At 64.2% G+C, this 22,770-nt stretch carries 21 protein-coding genes, 1 pseudogene and 1 riboswitch; of the genes and pseudogenes, 10 read left to right on the top strand and 12 right to left on the bottom strand.

The window, feature by feature from the left end:
* Positions 1 to 9: 9 nt before the first annotated feature.
* Positions 10 to 891, top strand: coding sequence for a hypothetical protein (locus ACF8MI_RS25800; protein ID WP_060496968.1), 882 nt, complete (start codon positions 10 to 12; stop codon positions 889 to 891).
* Positions 892 to 1,029: 138 nt separating this feature from the next.
* A complete protein-coding gene (locus tag ACF8MI_RS25795) occupies positions 1,030 to 1,701 on the top strand; it encodes a TetR/AcrR family transcriptional regulator (protein ID WP_060496967.1) in 672 nt (223 codons plus the stop codon).
* Positions 1,702 to 1,708: 7 nt separating this feature from the next.
* On the opposite strand, the gene ACF8MI_RS25790 is transcribed toward ACF8MI_RS25795, so the two are convergent.
* Positions 1,709 to 2,716: a GlxA family transcriptional regulator gene (locus ACF8MI_RS25790; protein WP_060496966.1), complete on the bottom strand. Its 1,008-nt coding sequence runs from the start codon at positions 2,714 to 2,716 to the stop codon at positions 1,709 to 1,711.
* Between the two features lie 159 nt (positions 2,717 to 2,875).
* Between ACF8MI_RS25790 and ACF8MI_RS25785 the strand changes: the two genes are divergently transcribed.
* Together ACF8MI_RS25785 and ACF8MI_RS25780 are read left to right on the top strand one after the other, a co-directional pair.
* Complete coding sequence (locus ACF8MI_RS25785) at positions 2,876 to 3,343, top strand: FAD/FMN-containing dehydrogenase (protein ID WP_104834626.1); 468 nt, start codon at positions 2,876 to 2,878, stop codon at positions 3,341 to 3,343.
* 88 nt (positions 3,344 to 3,431) lie between these two features.
* A complete protein-coding gene (locus tag ACF8MI_RS25780; protein ID WP_060496964.1) occupies positions 3,432 to 3,644 on the top strand; it encodes a PLDc N-terminal domain-containing protein in 213 nt (70 codons plus the stop codon).
* Positions 3,645 to 3,689: 45 nt separating this feature from the next.
* Here the strand turns inward: ACF8MI_RS25780 and ACF8MI_RS25775 are convergent, their stop codons facing one another.
* Complete coding sequence (locus ACF8MI_RS25775; protein ID WP_060496963.1) at positions 3,690 to 4,013, bottom strand: hypothetical protein; 324 nt, start codon at positions 4,011 to 4,013, stop codon at positions 3,690 to 3,692.
* Between the two features lie 189 nt (positions 4,014 to 4,202).
* On the opposite strand from ACF8MI_RS25775, the gene ACF8MI_RS25770 reads away from it, so the two are divergent.
* A complete protein-coding gene (locus tag ACF8MI_RS25770) occupies positions 4,203 to 4,613 on the top strand; it encodes a RidA family protein (protein ID WP_060496962.1) in 411 nt (136 codons plus the stop codon).
* Between the two features lie 26 nt (positions 4,614 to 4,639).
* Here ACF8MI_RS25770 and ACF8MI_RS25765 read toward each other — a convergent pair whose 3' ends face one another.
* Positions 4,640 to 5,359: a TorF family putative porin gene (locus ACF8MI_RS25765; RefSeq protein ID WP_060496961.1), complete on the bottom strand. Its 720-nt coding sequence runs from the start codon at positions 5,357 to 5,359 to the stop codon at positions 4,640 to 4,642.
* A gap of 81 nt (positions 5,360 to 5,440) precedes the next feature.
* Positions 5,441 to 5,692 carry a hypothetical protein gene (locus ACF8MI_RS25760; protein ID WP_200929401.1) on the bottom strand — a complete coding sequence of 84 codons (252 nt, stop codon included), beginning with the start codon at positions 5,690 to 5,692 and terminating at the stop codon, positions 5,441 to 5,443.
* Positions 5,693 to 5,865: 173 nt separating this feature from the next.
* On the opposite strand from ACF8MI_RS25760, the pseudogene ACF8MI_RS25755 reads away from it, so the two are divergent.
* Positions 5,866 to 6,153 (top strand): annotated as a pseudogene (locus ACF8MI_RS25755) (DUF2950 family protein).
* 39 nt (positions 6,154 to 6,192) lie between these two features.
* On the opposite strand, the gene ACF8MI_RS25750 reads toward ACF8MI_RS25755, so the two are convergent.
* From ACF8MI_RS25750 to ACF8MI_RS25735, 4 genes are all read right to left on the bottom strand, one after another.
* Entirely contained in the window at positions 6,193 to 7,149 is a 957-nt protein-coding gene (locus ACF8MI_RS25750; protein ID WP_104834627.1) for a helix-turn-helix domain-containing protein, read from the bottom strand.
* A gap of 148 nt (positions 7,150 to 7,297) precedes the next feature.
* A complete protein-coding gene (locus ACF8MI_RS25745; RefSeq protein ID WP_060496958.1) occupies positions 7,298 to 9,382 on the bottom strand; it encodes a hydantoinase/oxoprolinase family protein in 2,085 nt (694 codons plus the stop codon).
* Positions 9,383 to 9,395: 13 nt separating this feature from the next.
* Positions 9,396 to 11,141, bottom strand: a complete 1,746-nt coding sequence (locus ACF8MI_RS25740; RefSeq protein ID WP_060496957.1) for a hydantoinase B/oxoprolinase family protein — start codon at positions 11,139 to 11,141, stop codon at positions 9,396 to 9,398.
* Between the two features lie 146 nt (positions 11,142 to 11,287).
* Positions 11,288 to 12,142, bottom strand: coding sequence for a LysR family transcriptional regulator (locus ACF8MI_RS25735; RefSeq protein ID WP_060497132.1), 855 nt, complete (start codon positions 12,140 to 12,142; stop codon positions 11,288 to 11,290).
* Between the two features lie 92 nt (positions 12,143 to 12,234).
* On the opposite strand from ACF8MI_RS25735, the gene ACF8MI_RS25730 reads away from it, so the two are divergent.
* Positions 12,235 to 12,669, top strand: a complete 435-nt coding sequence (locus ACF8MI_RS25730) for a multidrug/biocide efflux PACE transporter (RefSeq protein WP_104834630.1) — start codon at positions 12,235 to 12,237, stop codon at positions 12,667 to 12,669.
* Positions 12,670 to 12,722: 53 nt separating this feature from the next.
* Here ACF8MI_RS25730 and ACF8MI_RS25725 read toward each other — a convergent pair whose 3' ends face one another.
* From ACF8MI_RS25725 to ACF8MI_RS25710, 4 genes are all read right to left on the bottom strand, one after another.
* The gene (locus tag ACF8MI_RS25725) at positions 12,723 to 13,742 is read right to left on the bottom strand and encodes a branched-chain amino acid aminotransferase (RefSeq protein WP_012272061.1); all 1,020 of its coding nucleotides are present in this window, start codon (positions 13,740 to 13,742) and stop codon (positions 12,723 to 12,725) included.
* Positions 13,743 to 13,878: 136 nt separating this feature from the next.
* Positions 13,879 to 15,456, bottom strand: coding sequence for an ATP-binding cassette domain-containing protein (locus ACF8MI_RS25720; RefSeq protein WP_200929400.1), 1,578 nt, complete (start codon positions 15,454 to 15,456; stop codon positions 13,879 to 13,881).
* Between the two features lie 309 nt (positions 15,457 to 15,765).
* On the bottom strand, positions 15,766 to 16,125 hold the full coding sequence (locus ACF8MI_RS25715; RefSeq protein WP_200929399.1) for a hypothetical protein: 360 nt from the start codon (positions 16,123 to 16,125) through the stop codon (positions 15,766 to 15,768).
* A complete protein-coding gene (locus ACF8MI_RS25710) occupies positions 16,122 to 16,499 on the bottom strand; it encodes a glyoxalase superfamily protein (protein ID WP_200929398.1) in 378 nt (125 codons plus the stop codon). Before ACF8MI_RS25710 ends, ACF8MI_RS25715 begins: the two co-directional genes overlap by 4 nt.
* A gap of 100 nt (positions 16,500 to 16,599) precedes the next feature.
* A riboswitch (cobalamin riboswitch) is annotated at positions 16,600 to 16,814 on the top strand.
* Positions 16,815 to 16,913: 99 nt separating this feature from the next.
* On the opposite strand from ACF8MI_RS25710, the gene cobW reads away from it, so the two are divergent.
* Genes cobW through ACF8MI_RS25695 form a run of 3 tightly spaced genes read left to right on the top strand, consistent with a single transcriptional unit; the run spans position 16,914 to position 22,758 of the window.
* Complete coding sequence (cobW, locus tag ACF8MI_RS25705) at positions 16,914 to 17,981, top strand: cobalamin biosynthesis protein CobW (RefSeq protein ID WP_003247913.1); 1,068 nt, start codon at positions 16,914 to 16,916, stop codon at positions 17,979 to 17,981.
* Positions 17,982 to 17,984: 3 nt separating this feature from the next.
* Positions 17,985 to 21,746 (top strand): cobaltochelatase subunit CobN, encoded by a 3,762-nt coding sequence (gene cobN / locus ACF8MI_RS25700; RefSeq protein ID WP_200929397.1) that lies wholly within the window; start codon positions 17,985 to 17,987, stop codon positions 21,744 to 21,746.
* Between the two features lies 1 nt (position 21,747).
* On the top strand, positions 21,748 to 22,758 hold the full coding sequence (locus tag ACF8MI_RS25695) for an ATP-binding protein (RefSeq protein WP_164524587.1): 1,011 nt from the start codon (positions 21,748 to 21,750) through the stop codon (positions 22,756 to 22,758).
* The last annotated feature ends 12 nt before the right edge of the window (positions 22,759 to 22,770 follow it).

Below are 22,770 nucleotides of genomic sequence, written 5' to 3'. Positions count from 1 at the left end.
AGCCCCTACATGCCGCACATCCTGCGCAAGCGCAGCACCCGCATCGCCCTGACTGCCACCACCGGTCTGCTTACCGCCACCTTGGGCTTTTTCGCCTGGCAGAGCTTCTACCCGGTTCAGGCTGCCTCCGGCTGGGATGTCGAGGTACTGCACCGCGATGTGACCAAAGCCGCCTCGCTGCTGCCGCAAGCCGATGGCAGCCTGCTGGTCAGCCGTGAGCTGGATGATGGCCGTGGCAGCATCCTCAAGATCACCGCGACCGGCGACCGGGTCATGGTCATCGACAACCTGTCCAAGCCCGACGGCATGGTGGCGGCTCAAGGGGGGTGGGTGTTCAGTCAGGAAGGCGGCCGGGCACCTGTCAGCCTGGCCCGCGATGGCCAGGTGACCCCCCTGTTCGACGGCGACAGCGTGCAAGGCTTGTGGAATGACGGCGACCACCTGTATGCCATCGAAGACCGCAAAGGCAATGGTCGCTTGATGCGTTACGACTGGAACAGCGGCCAGCTCGATGTGCTGCGTTCCGGCCTGACCGAAACCGAAGGGCTCACCCGCTGCGCGGGCCGTGTGCTGTACACCGAAAAGGCCAATGGCAAGGTCCGCGCATTGTCCGACGATGGCAGCGACCCGGTGGTGGTCGAAGGCCTGCGCAACCCGACGTTCCTGTACTGTGATCAGCGCGGCTTGTGGATCAGCGAAGACAACACCCACCGTGCCCGGCTGCTGCGTGTTGACGCCGATGGCGTTCAGCACACGGTGCTGACTTTCCTCAAGGCGCCACAGTCGATCGTGGCGGATGGCAAAGGTGGTTACTTGCTGGCCGAAGGCGGGCGTAACCGCGTGCTGCACCTGACGCCGCCGCTGGAGCGCAATACTGCCCAGCGGGAGTGATGCCCGCGGCGTGCCGTGAACGATTTCACGGCCAGCCACCCATGAGGCTTTATGGCTACCCGACCAACAGCGCGCTTCCCTGCATGGCCGCGCTCACGGATAATCCCCCTCATTCCAATAAATAGCCTGTGAGTGGGTATGAGTGATTCCGTAGTTGGCCTCGGCCAGCCTGAAACCGAAGGGGGGCGCAGAACGCGCAAGAACAACCCCGAGAAAACGCGCGAGGATATCCTCCAGGCGGCCATCAACGAGTTCGTCCAGCAAGGGCTGGCCGGCGCCCGCGTCGATGCCATCGCCGAACGCACTGCCACCTCCAAGCGCATGATCTACTACTACTTCGGCAGCAAGGAGCAGTTGTACTGCGAGTGCCTGATCAAGCTGTATGGCGACATCCGCAAGACCGAGCAAAGCCTGGACCTGGAGTCGCTGCCGGCCGAGCAGGCGATTCGTCGTCTGGTTGAGTTCACCTTCGATCACCACGACCGCAACGTCGATTTCGTGCGCATCATCTGCACTGAAAACATCCACTATGGCGAGTACGTCAAGCAGTCGCCGGCCATTCGTGAAATGAGCAGCCTGGTGCTCGAAGCGTTGGGTAACACCCTGCGCCGTGGCGTGCAGGAAGGGGTTTTCCGTGGCGGCATCGAAGTGATCGACCTGCACATGCTGATGAGCGCGTTCTGCTTCTACCGGGTGTCGAACCGCCATACCTTCGGCGAGATCTTCCAGATCGACCTGTCCGATGACGAGATCAAGCTGCGCCACAAAGCCATGATTTGCGACGCCGTGCTGCGTTACATACGCGCCTGAACGGCGCTCACTCGCCCAGCCGCTGCTCCCGCGAGGGCGGGTAGCCGAAGTAGGCCGCATAGCACTTGCTGAAATGCGACACCGAAACAAACCCGCAGGCCACTGCCACTTCCATCACCGACAGGTCGGAATACTGCAGCAGGCGGCGGCTTTTGGTGATGCGCAGCTCCATGTAGTAGCGCCGCGGCGACGTGCCCAGCTGGGCCTGGAACAGCCGGTCGATCTGCCGTCGCGAGCGCCCGCTGTAGGCGGCCAGCTGGTCGAGGCTGAGGGTTTCCTCCAGGTTGTTTTCCATCAGTTCGACGATGGTGCGCAGGTGCAGGCTCATGGACTTCTTCGCCCCCGGTCCAACCTGACGGTAACGCGCTCCGGAGAATGACAGGATTTCTTCCACGCCTTCGGCCAGGCCATCACCATACAGCCGGCGCACCAGGCCCAGCATCAGCTCCATGGCACCGTTGGGGCTGGCGGCGCTGAGGCGGTCGCGGTCGAGGGTAAAGCTGGCCGGGGTAATGCGTGTTTGCGGGCTGCGTTCGGACAGGCTGGCGCGCTGTTCGGGGTGGATGCTGCAACCGTAGTCGTCCAGCACCCCGGCGCGGCCTAGGAACCAGGCGCCGTTCCACAGGCCACCCAGGGCCATGCCGTGGGCCGCGCAGTCGTCCAGCAGGCGGTCGAGTTCCGGGTATTTCAGGGGCGTGCGCAGGCCGCCGCAGATCACCAGCAAGTCCAGCTCCTTCAGCGCCTCGGCGGACAGCTCAGTGGCCACCAGCTCCAGCCCCAGGTCGCTGAGCACCCGGTCGCCATCCATCGACAACGGGGTGAACCGGAAGCTGTCCGTGCGCAGCAGGTTGGCGGTGACCAGCACATCCATGGCGACGGTAAAGCTGGCCATCGAGAAATGTTCGAGCAGGACGAAGTCAACCCTGTACGGAGCCTGGGCGTTGGCGCTGGTGGATTTCAGTCGCAGCATGTTGCTGGTACTGGTCTTCTTGCTGAACTGACGTGGCGTTGGCACTCTGGTCTCCGCTTCCTGGCTGGCCCGCAGAGTGTGGCGGCTGGCTGGGGGAAAGACAATCTCCCGGGTGCGCGTGTCGTATTTCAGGTCGTGTTCAGGCAACCTGCCTGGCTTGGCCCTTCGCCGCCATGCCGCCCCCTATTACCGAGGACACCCTTCATGAAGTACGTCATTGCCCTGCTGTGCAGCCTGTTGCCGTTACTGGCCAATGCCTTGGAGGCGGGCGACAAGCTGGCACCGTTCACGCTGCTTGACCAGTATGAGCAGGCCTACAGCCTTGATGCTGGCACGCAGATCCTGCTGGTGGCGCGCGACATGGACGGCGCAAAGATGGTAAAGGCTGCGCTGGCCGAGCAGCCCAAGGGCTACCTCGAGGCGCGTCATGCCGTGTTTGTTGCCGACATCCAGCGCATGCCGGCGATCATCAGCAAGCTGTTCGCCATCCCCGCCATGCGCGCATACAACTACCGTGTGCTGCTTGACCGTGAAGGGCGCGTGGCCAGCCGTTATTCCGGGCAGGATGGCCAGGTACAGTGGTTGCAACTGGAGCAGGGGGCGCTGGTGGGCCAGCGGGCGTTTATCGATGCGGCGGCGCTGAAGTCGGCGCTGGAACAAGCACCACACTGAATGGGCTGCACTGGCGCCAAACAAAACAATCTGAACCCTCGGCGCTTGCTGAAACCCAACCCATTACACGCCAAATGGGAGAGCGCTCATGGAAATCGGAACGATCTGGATCATCATCGCGGCCTTCGTCATCCTGCTGGAGGTCTGGGCGATCTGGCACATCATTGGCAGTGATCGGCGCGCCGAACGCAAGATGCTGTGGGTCGTCTTCGTGGTGTACGCGCCATTTCCCGGGTTGTTGTGCTGGGCATGGCGCGGGCCCAGGGCGGTAAAGGGCAGGGCGGTACTGCAGGAAAAGTGACGGTGTCCGGCATCAGGCGCGGGGGCGCCTGATGCCTGTTGAGGCTCACTTGGGCAGGATGTCGAAGCGTATGGCGGGGCCTAGCCCGTTCACCATCAGGCTGCCGTAGAATTTCACGGTAGACAGCACACGCAGCTGCTTGAGCGCATTATGAATATATTCGTGAATCAGTTTCTCAGCCTCGAGCTTGCGCTCTGCAAGCGTGGAGCCCTTGAGTTCGACCGTCCCAAGCAAGGTGGTCTCAATGTGCTCAACGGTGTCCAGGCCGAGATTTTCCCGTAGGTGTACCCGTGCCTGGGCGGCATCGGCGTCATCGCGTGCGGTGTGCGGCTTGATGGTATAGGCCAGCTGGAAATCAAAATTACTCATGCGCTTTTCCTTGTTGGATTCAGGCCTCCATGCCGGGGCTGGTAATCTAGCGCGCGACGGCCGCCGCGCAAACAGACGCGTGGTTCACATCAGTTCGCCTTCTGTGCGAAACGTCCTACGCTGCGCTTGACCTCGAGTTAACTTAAGGTCCGATACTCCGCCACTCTTCCATCCGATCGAGGGCATGTCGTGACCCATCAAGCCGTATTCCAGCTGAGCAACCCCGAGGGCCTTTACGATCCCAGTGGCAATGCCTATTCCCACGTCGCCGAGGTACGCGCCGACAGTCGGCTGTTGTTCATCGCCGGCCAAGGCGGGGAGGACAGCGATGGCCAGCTGTCACCCCTGTTTGCCGAACAGGCCCGCCAGGCGCTGGTAAACCTGGAGCTGGCGTTGGCATCCAAAGGCGCCAGCCTGGCTCAGGTGTTCAAGCTGACCTTGCTGATTGTCGAGCATTCTGAAGCGCGCCTGCGCCAATGGGTAGCGGAGGCGGACAGGGCGTGGGGGCCTCACATGAAGCCGACCTGCACCCTGATCCCGGTGCCACGGCTGGCGCTGGACGGTATGCTGGTGGAGATCGAGGCTGTTGCAGCGTTGTAGCATCGGGTCAAGCGGCGCTCACTTCGTTAGAAGAACCTGCGCTGTGCCTTGAGCGTGACCATGCTGTCGCAATAGGTGTTCATGCCCGAATACGCATCGCAACCGCCGCCACTGAGGTTGGAGTTGCTGTAGACCAGGTTCAGGTCGATGCCAAGCCAAGGCCGCGACAGCTCCAGCGACCAATCGGAAAAGGCAGTCACCTGGCTGCCGTCGCCAATGGTGAACGGTGTACCCAGTTGGTGGTGGGCGAGCTTTACGGTCAGGTCGACATCGAACAGCGGCAGTTGGCCAAAGTCGGCGAACAGCGTGCCGGTGCGGTTGTTGGGGTTATCGCGCAACGCGCCGCCGAAACGGCTGCCCAGCACCGAGATGCCACCGTACAGGGCGTAACTGTCGGGGCCTGCGATATTCGGCTGACTGTAATGGATCAACCCTACCTCGTAGCCCAGGCTGCTGTCGAAATGGTGCTTGTAGCCCAGGTAGCTGTCCAGGCGCAGGGTCGAGTTGGGGGCAACGCCCATGCTGGGCGCGTACTGGCCCAGGTACCAGCCACTGGCGTGACTGAAGTCCAGCCCACCATGGAAGGCGCCGACGGCACTGGGTGAGATAAGGCCTTGGGCCATGGTGCGCGAGGGTGTGGTGCCGAGTGTGAAGTCGAAGCTGCCCAGTTCGCGTTTGATCTGCTGGGCCAGTAGAACAGGGCTAAACAGCAGTGCAGCGCTCAGCAACAGAAGGGGCCTGGTCATGGTCTCCATCCTGGAAGGCTTGCGGTTGAGCGCTAGAGGATACCTGTACAGGTGGAACGAGGGAACCGCTGCTTGCCCCTGTCAGCCTTTGGTCGAAGTGTCTGCGTCGGTGGCTTCCGTTACTACAGGCAGGTTGTCAGCGCGCTGTATGACCCGCCGTTGCTGCTCGTAGTCGTCAAGGGAAAGACCGCGACGCTGTAGCGCTTCCAACTGCAACTGGCGGGTTTCTTCAGCTGTGTACGGGCGCAGTTCCGGGTGGCTGGCACAGCCGCTCATGATGGCGATGGCAAAAACGGCTAAGGTGGCGAAAAGTAGGCGGGCCAGGGTGTTCATCAGGGTAGCTCCAAGGGCCGGGGTCATGGGCGGCGAGTCGATGGAGCAAGGTTATTAGGCCAAGGCGCCCGGTAGAAATTGCCCTGCTCGATAGTGACTATCGATGAACCGGGCGGGCTTTCGGCACCTGGCCAAAACCGCCGGAAGCGTTGGGCCCGCTGTTCGGCCAGGATGTGGTGGGTGATGACTGGTACGGCTACCACTTCCGCATCCTCGATGCACAAGGCCCCTCTGCCCCTGGCGGCGCGTACAGCTACTGATAGGCAACCAGATGAGCCGTGGTTTTTGCCATGGTCGTCTGGCCGGCCAGGTACGACGACACTGGGGTGATGAGCTTCATGATCAGCCACGACGGCCAGGTGTTCGAGAAAAACCTCGGGCCACAGGGTGACAGGCTGGCCAAGGCGATGAAACGCTTCGACCCGGATGACAGTTGGCAGGTGCTGGACGTGGCGGCCTAAGACTGACTCCGGTCGCGCAGTGACCGCCGCTTGCACCGTTCAGTGCGTACGTGCAGCCCTGACCTCCCGTGCCGTGCACCCATATTGCTGGCGAAATGCGCGGGTGAACTGCGCCTGATCGGCAAAGCCCCAGCGGAACGCCAGTTCGCCAATGGCCAGGTGGCAATACGGGTCGCGCAGTTGCCGGTGCACAGCCTCCAGGCGTTGCAGGCGCACCCATTCGCCAAGGGTGTAAGGCGTGATCGCGAACAGCTTGTGCAGGTAACGCAACGACAGCCCGCAGGCGCTGGCGATGGTTTGTGGCGTGAGTTCGGGGTCGCCCAGGTGTTGCAGCACGTACTGCTCCACCCGCGTCAGGTGCAGGGTGCTGAGGTTGCTGCCTTCGCTGCCCAGTACGCGCTCGTCCTGTTGCAGGGCCAGCAACAGGGTGGCTGAGGCCTGTTCCAGCAGCAAATGCCGGGCAGCCACAGGGCTGGCATCGAAATGGCGGGCGCACAGGTCCAGCTGTTCGACGAAGATGCGCCCCAGGCCCTGACTGGCATCGAAGCAATGCCGGGTATAGCGTTTGTGCCCCAGCAAGTTGGCCTTGAGTGCCTGCTCAGGCAGCTTGAGCACCCACAGGTCGTTCTGTGTGCCGTAATGGAAGCGGTAGGGGGCGTCGCCGCGCTCGACGATGAAACCACCCGGGCGACAACTGATCGGGTGACCGTCCTGTTCGAAGTGCACCTCGCTGCTGTGCGGCACGGTCACCAGGTAGAACGCTTCATGGTCCTGGCCGATGTGCGCCTTGCTGCGCGAGTAGCCCAACGGGCTGGAGCGCAGGCGCGACAGGCTGAGCGGCGTGCTGGGCGTGCTCCAGCGCTGCAGGTGGCCATTGAACGGCTGTTCGGTGGCAAACTGCAGGCTCAATGGGAAATAGGTGTCGCTGATGGCTTCGGCCCAGCGCGCCTGGCGCTCCGGCTGAGCCCAGCCGTGGGTCGAGAGTTCTGTGGGCATGGTGGGTCCTTTTTCAAAGAGGGCAGCATTGAAAAAAGGAACTGCAGGCAAGCTACTCAAGCAGCTCTTGTTATTGTGCAAACCGCCCGGCAACGCGAGGCTGCCAGGCGGCTTTCAGGCCCATGATCGGCGCACGCCGACCGTTTGATCAAGCCCCTCGTGTCACCCGGTAGGTGGCCGAAGGCTCCAGGCGCGCCTGCCAGCCCGGCGGCACGACGATGTTGGTGGTGTCCTCCTCGATCACGCAGGGGCCCTGCACGGTCTGCCCCGGCAGCAGACGATTGCCGTTGAACACGGGCGTGGGTTGCCACGCGCCGTCGGCGCTGAACAGCATCGGCCGGACGCTTTGCGGGGTGGCTGCCGGCGGTTCGGCCGGGCCCTGCAACTCAGGTTGCGGTGGGCGTGGCAGGTGGCCGATTACCGAGCACTCAAGGTTCACCAGTTCCACCGGGCTGTCGGGTTCGCTGTACGAGTACAGGGTCTGGTGGCGGCTGTGGAAGCGGTTGATCAGCGCGGCCAGGCCTGCTTCATCCAGGGCATGCTGCGCCAGCTCCACGCTGCATTCATGGATCTGCCCCTGGTAGCGCATTTCCAGGGTGTAGTGGCAACTGCTGGCCTGGTCGCCAAAGCCGTCTTGGCGCAAGTTGGCCAGGCCTTGCTGGCGCAGTTCGGCAAGGGCGTGGTTGAGCTGCTCCAGGTTCACATGCCCGGCGTCCAGGCGCATCGACAGGCTGGTGAGCTGGTCGTAACGTACATCGGACAGGATCTGGCCGAACGCACACAAGCCCGAGGCCACCTTGGGGATCAGCACGGTCTGCATGCCGATTTCCTCGGCCAGGCGGACCACGTGCATGCCCGCCGCACCGCCTGCGCCAATCAGGGCGAAGTCGCGCGGGTCGTGGCCGCGCTCAATGGACACGCGGCGAATGCCGTTGACCATGTTCAGGTTCACCAATGTAGTGATGCCGAACGCCGCCCGTTCCACGCTGATGCCCAGTGGCTCGGCGATCTTGCTGCGTATGGCATCCAGTGCGGCCTGGCGGTTCAGGCGGATGCTGCCGCCCAACAGTGCACCATCCGGGAGGTAGCCCAGCGCCAGGTTGGCGTCGGTTACCGTGGGCTCACTGCCGCCTTTGCCGTAGCACACGGGCCCCGGCATGGCACCGGCGCTGCGCGGGCCGACCTGCAGCATGCCGAACTCGTCCAGGTGGGCGATGGAGCCGCCGCCAGCACCCAGCGTCTCCACCTGAATCATCGGCACGCCAATGCGCTGGCGCAGGAAGTCCACATCCTTGCTGAAGTTGGTGCGCCCGGCGTTGGTCAGGGTGATGTCGAACGAGGTGCCCCCCATGTCCACGGTAATGACGTTGTCGATACCGAATGGCCGTGCCACCGCTAGCCCGGCTTGGGGCGCCGAGGCGGGGCCGGAGTTGATGGCATTGACCGCGCGCTCACGCATCAGGTGCCCCGGCGCCAGGCCACCGTTGGACTGGAAGTAACGCACCGGTTGTTGCACGCCAAGCTCGTGGAACAGGCTGTCGATGCGCGCCACATAGCGGGCCATCACCGGGCTGAGGTAGGCGTTGACCACCGTGGTGGAGGTGCGGGTGTACTCGCGAATCTGCGGAAACACCTCGCAGCCCGTGCAGACGAATACCCCGGGCAGGGCTGCCCGCACCAGCTCGGCGGCACGCTGCTCATGGCTGGGGTTGCGCACCGACCACAGGAAGGAAATGGCCACGGCCTCTACGCCTTCGGCACGGAAGTAGTCGATGGCGGCGTGGATGGCGCGTTCGTCCAGCGGGCTGTGCTCACGGCCATCGCCGAGGATGCGGCCACCAATCGGGCGGCGCAGGTGGCGGGGGGCGAGCATGTGCGCTGGCGGATAGTGGGCGTCGTAGCGGTGGCCTTCTTCCTTGTGCCCCAAGCGGATTTCCAGGCTGTCTTCGTGGCCTTCGGTGCACAGCAGGCCCACCTTGACCCCGGTACGCTCGATCAGCGCGTTGAGGGCGACGGTGGTGCCGTTGATGCACAGGTCACAGTTGGCAATCAGCTCGGCCGGGCTGCGGCCGGTGGCGTCGGCGATCTGCGCCAGCCCGGCCCGAATGGCCAGGGTGCCGTCCTGCGGCGTGGACGGGGCTTTGAACAGCTGCACGCCGCCGTCGCGGTCGGCCAGGATGAAATCGGTGAAGGTGCCGCCGGCGTCGATGCCCAGGCGATATTGGTTGCGCATGATGGGTCTCCGGTCAGTGCGGGGCGCGGGCAAGGCGGGTTGCGGGTTCATCCAGCTGGCCATCGGCATCGACGACCACGCCGTATTCCAGGGCTGCGCCCTGGGGCGAGACCAGGCCGTTGCGCAGGTCTTGCAGGACGGCGGCAATCGGCCGGCGCAGCGGGTCGCCGTAGCCACCGCCACCGGGGTTGATGTTGATGATTCGCTCACCGGGCTGCAGGGTGAGCATCGGGTTTTGCGTGTAGTGGTCTTCGCTGCCATCGGCGTGGCGGTGGATCAGCCTGCCCAGCTTGGGCTCCAGCAGCGCATTGCGTGCCCCGGCGGCACCGGCGGTGGGCAGTTGCCGGCCTTCACCGAAGCCGACCACGGTCATGGCGTGGTCCAGCGGCTCGATCTCCAGCCGGGTGCCCGAACCACCGCGAAACTCGCCAGCGCCGCCACTGTCGGCCATCAGGCTGTAGCGGTGGATGAGCACCGGGTAGGCATGTTCCAGCAGCTCGATGTCACCGCTCATCAGCGCGCCGAAGCAGCACAGCGGGCCGCACGCGTGCCAGCCATCCATCACCTTGTTGGCACCGGCACCGGCAATGATCGAGGCCAGCACCATGGTCACGTACTCGCTGTTGCCGTTGCGCGGGTCATGGCCGGCAATGTTGATACCGCTGGTATGCCCCCAGGAGGCCGTCACCCGTTGTGGCGAGGCTTGCTCCAGCGCAGTGCGCACGGCATCGGCCAGGGTTTCCATCGGCGTGGTGGTGCAGTTGACGTGGGGTGCCGGTTCTTCGGCGTTGCACAGGGTCCCTTTGGGCCCGACATCGACCGTGACGCAGCGGTACAGGCCTTCGTTGTAGGGCGGCGCCACCTGAGCGAACATCATCAGCCCCAGGTATACGCCCGACACCGAGTTGCCCTCGTAGGAGTTGATGAAGTAGGGCACTTGTGGCGGGCTGTCGATGCTCACATGGGCCTGGTCACCGCGAATCTGCACATGGGCGGTGATGGCCAGCTCGCCCAGGCCGTGGCCAGCATCTTCGAGCACGGCGGTGCCGCTGTAATCACCGTCCGGCACGTCGCGCAACAGCGCGCGCATGTGCCGGTCGGCCATGTCCTTCAGCTCGGCGATGCAGGCACGTACTTGGACCACGCCGTACTTGTCGAGCAGCTCCAGCAAGTGCCGCTCGCCCACCTTGCAAGCGCCGTACTGGGCATTGAGGTCGCCTTCCTGGAAGGGGCGTGCGCGCATGTTGGTGAGCATGAAGTTGATCACGTCTTCGCGGCGTTTGCCTTTTTCCCACAGCTTGACGGGTGGAATGCGCAGGCCCTCGGCGTAGATCTCCTTGGCGTCGGGGTTGTAGCCGGCAGGCACCGGGCCGCCGATGTCGGTCAGGTGGCCCTTGCACACGGTCCAGAACACCAGCTCGCCCTGGTAGTACACCGGTTTGTACATGCAGCAGTCGAGAATATGGCTGCCCTTGTAGGCCGGGTCGTTGTGGTAGATCACATCGCCTTCGGCGATGTCGTCGCCAAAGAACTCGGCCACGCACTTCATGGCCGGGATCAGCGAGCCCAGGTGAATGGGGATGTCCTGGCCCTGCAGGATCATTTCCGGCAGGTGGTCGAACAGCGAGTTGGAATAGTCGTGGGCCAGGTTGAACACACTGGACCGGCCGGTCTTTTCCAGGGTCAGGGTCATTTCGCGTTGCGCTGTCTCCAGCGCACCCCGGACAACCGCAAGGGTGATCGGATCTACTGTCTGCATAGGTCACCAACGTTTGTTCTTGTGCTTTGGGTGCGTGCCGCAGCGGGGGCGGCGCGTGGTGACAGGCTAAGGGGGAGGGTGGGGGGAAGGCTTGTCGCTGGGTGTACTGGATCTTGCGTTTTGGTGCACAAGGGGGCAAAGAAGGGCTACCGCCCCAGCATCTGCCGTACCAGCCATTGCCCCGCCGGCCCCAACGCCCGCCGGCTAGACCAGGCCACATCCATATTGACACGGCGCGGGTATCCCGCCATCTGCAGCTCCACCAACTCGATGCCAAACCTTGCCACCAGCGCCCTCGGCAGCTCGGCCCAGCCAAACCCGCGCACGGCGAACTCCAGCAACGTGAGGTAATCCGGTGCCGACCAAGCCTGACCACGGCCGTGATGCAGGCTGGGGGCGTAGGTCTTGATGTACAGCTGCCGGGCGTTTTCGAGGTGCTGTGTTTGCACCTGTCCAAGGCCCGCCAGCGGATGCCCGCTGGCCACATACACACCAAACTCCGCCTGTTCGGGCAAGCGGGCAACGGCAACGTCGGCGGGGTAGCCGGGTTGCGTGGCAAGGATGCCGACATGCGCCAGGCCCTGCTGGATCATGTCGATCACATCAGCGTCCTCCGCTGGGCCGCAGCGCAATTCGGTATGTGGATAGTGCTCGGCGAAACGGGCCATTACCGCGCCCTGGAAGGTGACGCTGTAGCTGTCCGACATCACCACCGACACCAACGGCTCCACGTTTTCCGCCAGCCGCACCGCCAAGGCATCGAGCTGGGCGCTGGCATCAAGAATGGCCTCCACGTGGCTCAGCACCTGTCGGCCCGCCTCATTCAGCGTGGGGTGGCGGCCACCCCGGTCGAACAGCGGGCAGCCAATATCCGCCTCGAAATTGGCAATGGCAATGCTGACGGTGGACTGGCTTTTGCGCAGTTTGCGCGCCGCAGCGGAGAACGAACCGAGCGATGCGGCTTCGACAAAGGCAACCAGAGCTTCGGGTGAGTAGCGCATGGTATTGATAAAACCGATGGTAACTATGTCGCGAGTATCAGTTTTACCAAAGAAAATGGAAAGCACGACTTACGCAATGGATGGATTTTGCAATGAAAAACGTGTCTTTCACCGAGCGCCTGGTTCACGCCGTAGGTTACGAAGTGTTCGCGGTGTTGTTGTGTGCGCCGCTGTTGTCCTGGGTAATGGGCAAATCGCTGGCGACGGCGGGGGCCTTGGCGGTCACCCTGTCGGTGATCGCCATGCTGTGGAACATGGTCTACAACGCGCTGGTCGATCGCTGGGTACAGACCGAGCGTATCCACTGGAAGGCCAGTGCGCGTTTTGTGCACGGTCTGGGCTTCGAGGCCGGGCTGGTGGTGTGGTGCTTGCCGGTGGCGGCGTGGATGCTGGATATCTCGCTGCTGCAGGCGTTCATGGTGGAACTGGGCTTCTTCGTGATCATCCTGCCCTACACCGTGTTGTACAACTGGGCGTTCGACAAAGCTCGGCATTTGCTGATGCAGCGGCGCCTTGCTGGCCAATAAAAACGGGGCATGCCATTGCAGGCATGCCCCGTTTTTCATACTGCTAAAGCGCCTCAGGCGACTTTGACGATCCAGCCTGCCGGTGCTTCAACGTCACCGCTCTGGATACCGGTCAGCTCGTTGTAGAGCTTCTGGGTAACCGGGCCGACCTTTTCCAAGTCGTGGAACACGTGCAGCTTGCCGTTGTACTCGATACCGCCGATCGGGGTGATCACCGCAGCAGTGCCGCAAGCGCCCGCTTCGATGAAGCGGTCCAGCTTGTTGATTTCGACATCACCTTCGATCACGGTCAGGCCCAGGCGCGATTGTGCCAGTTCCATCAGCGACAGGCGGGTGATGCCTGGCAGTACTGAGGCCGATTTCGGGGTCACGAACTCGTTGTTGGCGGTGATGCCGAAGAAGTTGGCCGAACCGACTTCTTCGATCTTGGTGTGGGTCAGTGGGTCGAGGTAGATGGCGTCGGCGAAGTTGGCCTTCTTGGCTTCAGCGCCTGGCTGCAGGCTGGCGGCGTAGTTGCCACCGACCTTGGCCGCACCGGTGCCTTGTGGGGCGGCGCGGTCGAAGCTGGAGATCTGGAAGTTGTGCGGCTTCATGCCGCCCTTGAAGTACGAGCCAACCGGGATGGCGAATACCGAGAAGATGAACTCGGGGGCGGTGCGCACGCCAATGTTGTCGCCGGTGCCGATCACGAACGGGCGCAGGTAGAGGGCGCCTTTGCCGTGCGGTGGCACGAACTTTTCGTTGGCCTTGACCACTTGCTTGCACGCTTCGATGAACACATCGGTGGGCACGTGCGGCATCAGCAGGCGGGCGCAGCTGCGCTGCATGCGGGCGGCGTTCTGGTCCGGGCGGAACAGGTTGATCGAGCCATCCTTGCAACGGTAGGCCTTCAGGCCCTCGAAGCACTGCTGGCCATAGTGCAGGGCAGTGGAGCCTTCACTGATGTGCAGTACGTTGTCTTCGGTCAGGGTGCCCTTGTCCCACTCGCCATTGCGCCATACGGACAGGTAGCGTTTGTCGGTCTTGATGTAGTCGAAACCCAGCTTGTCCCAATTAATGCTTTCGTTGCTCATGACACCCTCATTGTCTTGCAAGTGCCCGATCGCTCGGGCTGCTGTTATATGCGCACCACGCCACCATAATACATCCGTGGCGGATCGGGAACGGCCAGTCACGAATTGATAGCCTGCGATGCATTTTTTTCGGTATCTACAACTGCAGGTACTCATCCAGCGCCAGGTTTTGCAGCAGTACTGCATCATGGGATGCCACCATGAGCGCCCCGCCAAACTGCCCCAGCATGCGCTCCAGTGCGGCCAGTGACGGCAGGTCCAGGTGGTTGCCGGGTTCGTCCAGCAGTAACAGGTCGAGCGGCCGTTCGCGGTACAACACGGCGGCCAGTGCCGCCTTCATCCGTTCTCCGCCGCTGAGCAGGCTGCTGGGCAGTTCGATACGGGCCGCATCCAGCCCGAGCTGGGCCAGGCGGCTGCGTAATTCGCCCTGCGCCATTGCCGGGTTGGCCTTGCCCAGGTGGTCGAGCACACTGCTGTGGCCGCATAACGTGCTGCAATGCTGGTCGAGCAGGGCCGTCTCGCCCGTGAGGCGCACGTTGTCAGGCGATGCCGGTAATTCCCCGTTCAGCAGCCTGAGCAGGGTAGACTTGCCACTGCCATTGGCACCGACCAAACCCACCCGCTGGCCCAGGCATACGCGCAGGTCGATCGGTTTGCGGGTGCCACGGGGCAGGCGAAGCGCCTGGAGGGCCAGCACTTCGCGGCCTGCATGGCACTGAGGTGTGGGGGCATGCAAGGTAATGGCGGTGTCCTGCTCGACCTTGCGGGCGGCATCGCGCACTTGGTCATGCAGGGCCTGCCGGGCTTCGCCGTGGGCGCGACGCTGCTTGCCCGCCGTGGCCTGGCTGCGCTCGTGCTGGCGATCGACAAGAATTTTGGCCTGATTGGCGTGCCTGGCCTGGCGCCCGGCCCGGGCCTGATGGCGCTCCAGGTCTTCGCGCTGGCGTTGCAGTTCACGGGCCTGGCGTTGCTGCGCCTGCTTCAACCGGGCGAGTTGCTGCTGGGCCTGGGTTGTCTGGCTGGCCTTTTGTTCTGTATAGAAGCTGTAATTGCCGCCATAGGCCTGCAACCCCAGGCTGGACAGCTCGACGATACGCACCATGTGTGCCAGCAGGCTGCGGTCGTGGCTGATCACCAGCAGGCCCCGGTCCCAGGCTTCGATCAGGCCCAGCAGCTGGGCGCGGGCTTCGCTGTCCAGGTGATTGCTGGGTTCGTCAAGAATCAGGTAGTCGGCATTGCTTAGCCACGCGCCAATCAGCGCCACGCGCATGGCCTGGCCGCCGCTCAGGCTGCTGGCGGGCTGGCGCCAGTTCAGGTGCCCCAGGCCGTGGCGTTGCAGGTGTATCTGCAATTGTTCGCGGATATCCCAGCGCTCGCCTACGGTGTCAAAATCCTGGGGCTCGATGCTGCCTTGCTCGATACGCGCCAGCGCTGCGATCAGCGTGCCGGCCTGGGCCAGGTCGGCAACCGTGGCGCTCTGCCCGATCACCTGCTGGTTCAGCAGGTGAATACGGCCAAGGCGTCGACAATGGCCGCTGCTCGGTTCGCGCTGGCCGGCCAGAATCTGCCCGAGCAAGCTCTTGCCCACACCATTGCGCCCGACAAGGCCAGTGCGGCGGTGGTCAAAGGTTTCGTTAAGGTCGGTAAACAGCTGCCTGCCATCCGGCAAGGTCAGGGAGACGCTGTCCAGCGTCAGGATTGACGTGTTCGTCATGCACAACTCCACAAATGCCGCGACATCTCCGGAGCGAACCGGAGGCTGAAGACTGGCCGTCGAAGGGGACGGCGGCATCAGTGGCGCATTGGACGAACACCTCTTTGTTGGGGAATGTAGAGCCTAACGAACTGGAGATTACGGGTAAAGCTTGAGTATTGGTCTTCGCCCGTGAGCGCGCCTCGGATCCTGTGGGAGCGGGCTTGCCCGCGAACACCGGCGAAGCCGGTGCCATACACCGCGTCGCATGCTTCGCGGGCAAGCCCGCTCCCACAGGATAATGCAGTGCTTGCGGGTGCTTTACTCGGTTTAACGCCCAGCCAAGCGGCTACCCCAGTCGCCGGCGTGGCCGCGCGCGCAGGCCTCTTCGCTGTCGAAGCGCACGTGCCAGGCAGGGTGATCCAGTTGTATTTCTGCCTGCTCCAACGCCTGGCTGGTCAGTGCCAGCATGCGCGCCTTCGCCTGGCCTGCCACGGCAGCGGTTTTGTCGGCCTCTTGCTCGAACACCCAGGTCACGCGCAGGCTGCCCGGAAAATCCTCGGGGTCGAGCCGGTGGGTAAGCCAACTGAAACCGACGATTTCCACCTTGGCGGTTTCGCAGGCTTCGGTCAGGCACGCCACCAGTTCCCGCTCCAACCGGGCCATTTCGCGCTTGCCCAACGCTTTCAAGGGGTGGCCTCGTCATCGATCTGCTGGCAAAAGCGCAGGCGGTTGCCAAACGGGTCATACACCTGCATCTGCAGGCCCCAGTCCAGGCGTTCGGCTTCGGGGCGAGCGTAGCCGTATTGTTTATCCTGGAGTTCACGCTCCAGCGCGCGCAGGTCGTCGATGCGGGCGAACACGGTGGAGCCGGGGCAGGCATCACCGTGGTGCTCGGAAAGGTGCAAAATCAGCCCGTCGCGGTGAATTTGCACATACAGGGGCAGGTCCGGGCTGAAGCGGTGCTCCCAGTCCACGCTGAAACCGAGGAAGTCAAGGTAGAACTCCTTGGCCTTGTCGACCGAGAAGATGCGCAGTACCGGTATGGCGGGGGCGAGGTGCATGGGGCATCCTTGAACGTAGTTGAAGGCGCCACTGTAACGCAGTTGGGTGCCTTGTGGTCAGCCAGCCCTGCGCAACGGTTGACCACCCGCCAGCCACTGCGTAGCCTTGCCACTTCGAGGTTCTTCGGCCAGGCCGAAGCTAAGACGGGAACGCGGTACAAGCCGCGGCTGCCCCCGCAACTGTAAGCACCGATAACGGATCGACACAGCCACTGCGCCCGCGCGCGGGAAGGCGTCATCCCGCCACCGCCTGCTGTTTGTCAGGCCTATGGAACGGTGCGAGCCAGGAGACCTGCCTCGTCACGTTTTCGACTTTAAACCGGGCGGGGTGATCCGGTGGCGAACAAGCTCGGCCGGCCTGGCCCGTGGCTGTCGTCCTGCATGCCCGCGCCACACTGCCAAGGGCACTGCGACATGAAAACACTGGCCAAGCTCCCCGTCACCATCGTCACCGGCTTCCTCGGCTCGGGCAAGACCACCTTGCTGCGCCACATGCTCGACAACGCCCAGGGCCGTCGCATTGCGGTCATCGTCAACGAATTCGGCGAACTGGGCATCGACGGCGAAATCCTCAAGCAGTGCAGCATCGGCTGCACCGAAGAAGAAGCCAGTGGCCGCGTCTACGAGCTGGCCAACGGCTGCCTGTGCTGCACCGTGCAGGAAGAGTTCTTCCCGGTGATGCGCGAGCTGGTGGCACGCCGAGGTGACCTGGACCACATCCTGATCGAAACCAGCGGCCTGGCCCTGCCCAAGCCGCTGGTGCAAGCCTTCCAGTGGCCAGAAATCCGCAATGCCTGCACCGTCGATGCGGTCATCACCGTCGTCGACAGCCCGGCCGTGGCTGCCGGCACGTTCGCTGCCTACCCGGACCAGGTCGATGCCCAGCGCAAGCTCGACCCTAACCTGGACCACGAATCGCCGCTGCACGAACTGTTCGCCGACCAGTTGGCCAGCGCCGACCTGGTGGTACTGAACAAGGCTGACCTGATCGACGCCGAAGGCCTGGCCAAGGTCCGTGCCGAAGTGGCCGAAGAGCTGCCGCCAGCCGTCAAGGTGATCGAAGCCAGCAGCGGCAAGCTGCCGCTGGAGGTGCTGCTGGGCGTGGGCGCCGAGTCCGAGGCACACATCGATGGCCGCCGTACCCACCATGACTCGCACCACGACGGTGACGACCATGATGATCATGACCACGATGCCTTCGACTCCATCTCCATCGACCTGCCAGAAGCCGACGAAAGCCTGCTGCTCGACGCCCTGACCCAGCTGGTGGTGGAGTTCGGCATCCTGCGCGCCAAAGGCTTCGCCGCCATCCCGGGCAAGCCGATGCGCCTGCTGGTGCAAGGCGTGGGTACCCGTTTCGACAAACACTTCGATCGCGCCTGGCGTGCTGACGAGCCGCGCATCACCCGCCTGGTGCTGATTGGCCAGGACCTTGACGCAGCCCAGTTGGAAGCGCGCCTGCGCCAGGCCCTGGGCGCCTGACCCATGCACCTGCTGCGGACCCAGCCCGGCGGCTTCGTGCCGGATGACAGCATTGCCGACCTCGGCCAGACACCCGCCGAGCTGGTGATTCTCTGCAGCGGCGATTCACACCTGGCATTGCTCGCCGATACCGCCGAGCAATTGCCTGACGACTTCCCCAGCCTGCGTCTGGCCAACCCGATGCAGGTGCAAAACCACGCGTCGGTCGACCTGTATGTCGACCAGGTGCTGCGCCATGCCAAAGTCATCCTGGTGTCGCTGCACGGCGGTGTCGGTTACTGGCGCTATGGCGTTGAGCAACTGGTCGAGCTGGCCGCCCGTGGCGTGCAGCTGATTCTGGTGCCGGGCGATGACCGCCCGGACCCGGAGCTGACCGCCCTGGGCACTGTCGCTGGCGAGCAGGCCGAGCGCCTCTGGCACTACTTGCGCCAGGGCGGCAAGGCCAATGCCATCAACCTGTTCAACTGCCTGGCCAGCCAGTGGCTGGGCCGTGACTATGCCTGGGAGGAGCCGCAGCCCTTGCCGCGCACGGCGGTGTATCACCCGGCCAAGGGCAGCACCACGCTGGAAGACTGGTACCCGCATTGGCACCCTGAGCACCCGGTAGCGCCATTGCTGTTCTACCGCTCGCACCTGCAGGCCGCCAACACCGCATTTGTCGACGTGTTCTGCCAGCGCCTGCAGGCTGCCGGGCTGAACCCGTTGCCGATCGCGGTGGCCAGCCTCAAGGAAAGCGCTTGCCTGGAGCAGGTCGAAGCCTGGCTGGACGAGGTCGGCGCCGAAGTGCTGGTCAATACCACCGGTTTTGCCCTGTCCAGCCCCGAACGCCCCAACCTGCGCCCGTTCCGCCGCGACATCCCGGTATTGCAGGCCATCTGCGCACAGGACAACCAGCCCGGCTGGGAAGCCAGCGAGCAGGGGTTGGGCGCGCGCGACCTGGCGATGCACATTGCCTTGCCTGAGCTGGATGGGCGCATCATCACCCGGCCGGTCAGTTTCAAGGACATGGCCTGGCACAGCGAGCGCAGCCAGTCCGATGTGGTGTGCTACCGCGCCCACCCCGAACGCATGGACTTCGTGGCCGAGCTGGCCCGCCGCTGGGTTGAGCTGGCGCGCCTGCCCAATGCGCAGAAGCGCGTGGCCCTGGTGCTGGCCAACTACCCAACCCGCGATGGCCGCATTGGCAATGGCGTCGGCCTGGACACACCTGCCGCCGCCTTGAACATTCTCAAGGCACTGCAGGCCGAGGGCTATCCGCTGGCCGAATTGCCGGGCAGCGGCACACAACTGATTCACCAACTGCTTGGCGGCGTAACCAACGACCTCGACCACCTGGACCTGCGCCCCTGCGCCCAAAGCCTGAGCCTGGCCGACTACCAGGCCGCCTTCGAGCGCCTGCCCGAGGCCAACCGCCAGGCTGTGTTGGAGCGCTGGGGGCCGCCCGAGCAGGACCCGATGTACCGCAGTGGGCGGCTGATGGTGGCCGGCCTGCGTTATGGCCTGACCTTTGTCGGCATTCAGCCGGCCCGGGGCTACCAAGTAGACCCGAGCGCGGTCTACCACGACCCCGATCTGGTGCCGCCGCATGGCTACCTGGCGTTTCACTTCTGGCTACGCCATGCCTTCGCCGCCGATGCAGTGATCCACGTCGGCAAGCACGGCAACCTCGAATGGCTGCCCGGCAAGGGCGTCGGTTTGTCGGCGCAGTGCTGGCCAGACGCCTTGCTCGGCCCGTTACCGAACATCTACCCGTTCATCGTCAACGACCCCGGCGAGGGCGCCCAGGCCAAGCGCCGTACCCAGGCGGTGATCATCGACCACCTGATGCCGCCGCTGACCCGCGCCGAAACCTATGGCCCGTTGCGCCACCTGGAGCAGCTGGCCGACGAGTTCTATGAAGCGCAGATGCTCGACCCACGGCGTGCCCGCGAATTGCAGCGCGACATCCTGGAGTTGGTCAAGGCCAACCACATCGACCGCGAGCTGCAGCTGGAGGGGCAGCTGGACGATGCCGCCATATGGCTGCCGCGCCTGGACACCTACCTGTGCGACCTGAAGGAATCGCAGATTCGCGATGGCCTGCACGTGTTCGGCCAGTCGCCCGAAGGGCGCTTGCGCCTGGATACCTTGTTGGCACTGTTACGGGTTGAACGGGGCGACGGGCGCGGCGGCAATGCCAGCTTGTTGCGTGCCCTGGCCAAGGCCTTGGTGCCGGGCTTCGATCCGCTCGATTGTGAGCTTGGGCAGCCCTGGCAGGGCGCACGCCCAGCGCAATTGCAGGCCATGAGCAGCGATCCGTGGCGCACCTGTGGAGATACCCGCGAGCGCCTTGAGCTGTTGGCACTTCAAGTGACCAGCCAGGCCTTGGCCGGCACGGTACCGCTACCCGAGCATAACGAATGGCAGCCTGTGCACGAGGTGGTGCAGGCCTTGCGCGAAGCGGTAGCCCCTAGCCTGGACGCTTGCGGCGCAGCCGAAATGAATGGCCTGCTGGCAGCGCTGGCCGGGCGCTTCGTGCCCGCAGGCCCTAGCGGTGCGCCTAGCCGTGGGCGCCTCGACGTGCTGCCCACCGGCCGCAACTTCTACACCGTGGACGTGCGCAACCTGCCCACCACCACGGCCTGGCGCCTGGGCTTCGCCTCGGCCAACCTGATCCTTGAGCGGCACTTGCAGGACCATGGCGACCACCTGCGCCAGCTCGGCCTGTCGGTGTGGGGCACGGCGACCATGCGTACAGGCGGCGACGACATCGCCCAAGCCATGGCATTGATGGGCGTGCGGCCGGTGTGGGCCACTGGCAGCCAGCGTGTCGACGACTTCGAAATCCTGCCGTTGAGCCTGCTCGACCGCCCACGGGTGGATGTGACCTTGCGCGTATCGGGCTTTTTCCGCGATGCCTTCGGTAACCTTATCCGCCTGTTCGATGCAGCGGTGCAGGCCGTCGCCGCACTGGACGAACCCGACGACCTCAACCCCCTGGCTGCCCGGGTGCGCAGCGAGCGTGCCACGCTGCAAGCGCAAGGTGTGGACGCCGAGCAGGCCGCACGCCAGGCCGGCTGGCGGGTATTCGGTGCCAAGCCCGGTGCTTATGGTGCCGGGGTACAGAACGCCATCGACGGGCGCCTGTGGCACAGCCGCGACGACCTGGCCGAGGTCTACCTCAACCACGGCGGTTACGCCTACGGCGCCAGTGACGAAGGCACCCCGGCCCGCGCGCAGTTCGCTCAACGCCTGGCCAAGGTGCAGGCGGTGTTGCAGAACCAGGACAACCACGAGCACGACCTGCTCGACTCCAACGATTACTACCAGTTCCAGGGCGGCATGCTGGCCGCATCGGAAACCTTGTCCGGTGCCGCCGTGGCCAGTTACCACGGCGACCACAGCCAGGCCGACCGGCCACGCATCCGCACCCTCAAGGAAGAGCTGAACCGGGTCATCCGCGCCCGTGCGCTCAACCCCAAGTGGATCGATGGCGTGAAGCGCCACGGCTACAAGGGGGCCTTCGAGATGGCGGCGACGGTCGACAACCTGTTCGCCTTTGACGCCACCACGCACCTGATCGACGACCATCATTACCAGGGGCTGGCCGATGCCTATGTGCTCGACCCGGCAACCCGCGACTTCATGCGCGAGCACAACCCCGAGGCCCTGCGCGACCTTACCGAACGCTTGCTGGAGGCCCAGCAGCGTGGGCTGTGGCAAGAACCGGGTGAGTATCGCGAAGCCCTTGAGGAGCAACTGCTCGACGGCGAGGAACAGGCTTGAAATGAGTGAACCCGTACAATTCCCGCTGGCGGCGGTGGTCGGCGCCGACGACCTGAAACTGGCACTGTGCCTGACCGCCATCGACCCTAGAATCGGTGGCGTGCTGATCGAAGGGCCACGTGGCATGGCCAAGAGTACGCTGGCCCGTGGCCTGGCCGACCTGCTGGGTGAGGGCCCGTTCGTCACCCTGCCACTGGGCGCCAGTGAAGAACGGCTGGTCGGCACCCTGGATCTGGATGCCGCACTGGGGCAGGGCAAGGCGCAGTTCTCGCCCGGCGTGCTGGCCCAGGCCGACGGTGGCGTGTTGTATGTCGATGAGGTCAACTTGCTGCCCGATACCTTGGTCGACCTGTTGCTCGACGTGGCGGCCAGTGGCACCAACCGCATCGAACGTGACGGCATCTCGCACCGGCACAGTGCCCGCTTCGTGTTGATCGGTACCATGAACCCGGAAGAGGGTGAGCTGCGCCCGCAACTGCTCGACCGTTTCGGCCTGAACGTGGCCCTCGAAGGCCTGCCTGAGCCTGACGCCCGCCAGCAGATCATTCGCCGCCGCTTGGCTTTCGACAACGACCCGCAGGCCTTCTGTGCACAATGGGCTGCGGCCCAGGCGCAGTTGCGCGAACGCTGCCAGGCGGCGCGCCATGCCTTGAATGGCATTGCCCTGGATGACCAGGCGCTGGCCTGGATCACCGAGCGCTGCTACGCCGCAGGTGTCGATGGCCTGCGTGCAGACCTGGTCTGGCTGCGTGCCGCACGCGCCCATTGCGCCTGGCGTGGTGGTGCGGTCATCGAGGAAGCGGATGTCGATGCGGTGGCCGAGTTTGCCTTGCGCCATCGCCGGCGCGTTACGCCCCAGGCCAATCCACCATCGGCGCTGCAACAGCCCGAACAGCAGGGTGCAAGCAGGCCCGGCGAACAGGGCGGGCAGGGCGACTGGGGGGCATTGCCGGCGCAGCCGGTAGCCAGCGGCGCGCGCCGTGAGGTGCCGAACTGGGCAAAAAAGCCCTGAGCATTCGCCAGC

Origin of the sequence: Pseudomonas sp. yb_9, from assembly GCF_043103635.1 — a bacterium.
GTDB classification, from domain to species: domain Bacteria; phylum Pseudomonadota; class Gammaproteobacteria; order Pseudomonadales; family Pseudomonadaceae; genus Aquipseudomonas; species Aquipseudomonas monteilii.
This window is presented reverse-complemented; position numbering and strand designations above follow the sequence as displayed.

Excerpts from the sequence above, each read along its gene's own strand:
- ACF8MI_RS25730 (WP_104834630.1), top strand. The coding sequence starts at position 12,235 with ATGAAAAACGTGTCTTTCACCGAGCGCCTGGTTCACGCCGTAGGTTAC.
- ACF8MI_RS25785 (WP_104834626.1), top strand. The coding sequence starts at position 2,876 with ATGAAGTACGTCATTGCCCTGCTGTGCAGCCTGTTGCCGTTACTGGCC.
- ACF8MI_RS25735 (WP_060497132.1), bottom strand. The coding sequence starts at position 12,142 with ATGCGCTACTCACCCGAAGCTCTGGTTGCCTTTGTCGAAGCCGCATCG.
- ACF8MI_RS25720 (WP_200929400.1), bottom strand. The coding sequence starts at position 15,456 with ATGACGAACACGTCAATCCTGACGCTGGACAGCGTCTCCCTGACCTTG.
- ACF8MI_RS25765 (WP_060496961.1), bottom strand. The coding sequence starts at position 5,359 with ATGACCAGGCCCCTTCTGTTGCTGAGCGCTGCACTGCTGTTTAGCCCT.
- ACF8MI_RS25760 (WP_200929401.1), bottom strand. The coding sequence starts at position 5,692 with ATGAACACCCTGGCCCGCCTACTTTTCGCCACCTTAGCCGTTTTTGCC.
- ACF8MI_RS25750 (WP_104834627.1), bottom strand. The coding sequence starts at position 7,149 with ATGCCCACAGAACTCTCGACCCACGGCTGGGCTCAGCCGGAGCGCCAG.
- ACF8MI_RS25745 (WP_060496958.1), bottom strand. The coding sequence starts at position 9,382 with ATGCGCAACCAATATCGCCTGGGCATCGACGCCGGCGGCACCTTCACC.
- ACF8MI_RS25740 (WP_060496957.1), bottom strand. The coding sequence starts at position 11,141 with ATGCAGACAGTAGATCCGATCACCCTTGCGGTTGTCCGGGGTGCGCTG.
- cobN (WP_200929397.1), top strand. The coding sequence starts at position 17,985 with ATGCACCTGCTGCGGACCCAGCCCGGCGGCTTCGTGCCGGATGACAGC.
- cobW (WP_003247913.1), top strand. The coding sequence starts at position 16,914 with ATGAAAACACTGGCCAAGCTCCCCGTCACCATCGTCACCGGCTTCCTC.
- ACF8MI_RS25800 (WP_060496968.1), top strand. The coding sequence starts at position 10 with ATGCCGCACATCCTGCGCAAGCGCAGCACCCGCATCGCCCTGACTGCC.
- ACF8MI_RS25780 (WP_060496964.1), top strand. The coding sequence starts at position 3,432 with ATGGAAATCGGAACGATCTGGATCATCATCGCGGCCTTCGTCATCCTG.
- ACF8MI_RS25725 (WP_012272061.1), bottom strand. The coding sequence starts at position 13,742 with ATGAGCAACGAAAGCATTAATTGGGACAAGCTGGGTTTCGACTACATC.
- ACF8MI_RS25775 (WP_060496963.1), bottom strand. The coding sequence starts at position 4,013 with ATGAGTAATTTTGATTTCCAGCTGGCCTATACCATCAAGCCGCACACC.
- ACF8MI_RS25695 (WP_164524587.1), top strand. The coding sequence starts at position 21,748 with ATGAGTGAACCCGTACAATTCCCGCTGGCGGCGGTGGTCGGCGCCGAC.
- ACF8MI_RS25710 (WP_200929398.1), bottom strand. The coding sequence starts at position 16,499 with ATGCACCTCGCCCCCGCCATACCGGTACTGCGCATCTTCTCGGTCGAC.
- ACF8MI_RS25795 (WP_060496967.1), top strand. The coding sequence starts at position 1,030 with ATGAGTGATTCCGTAGTTGGCCTCGGCCAGCCTGAAACCGAAGGGGGG.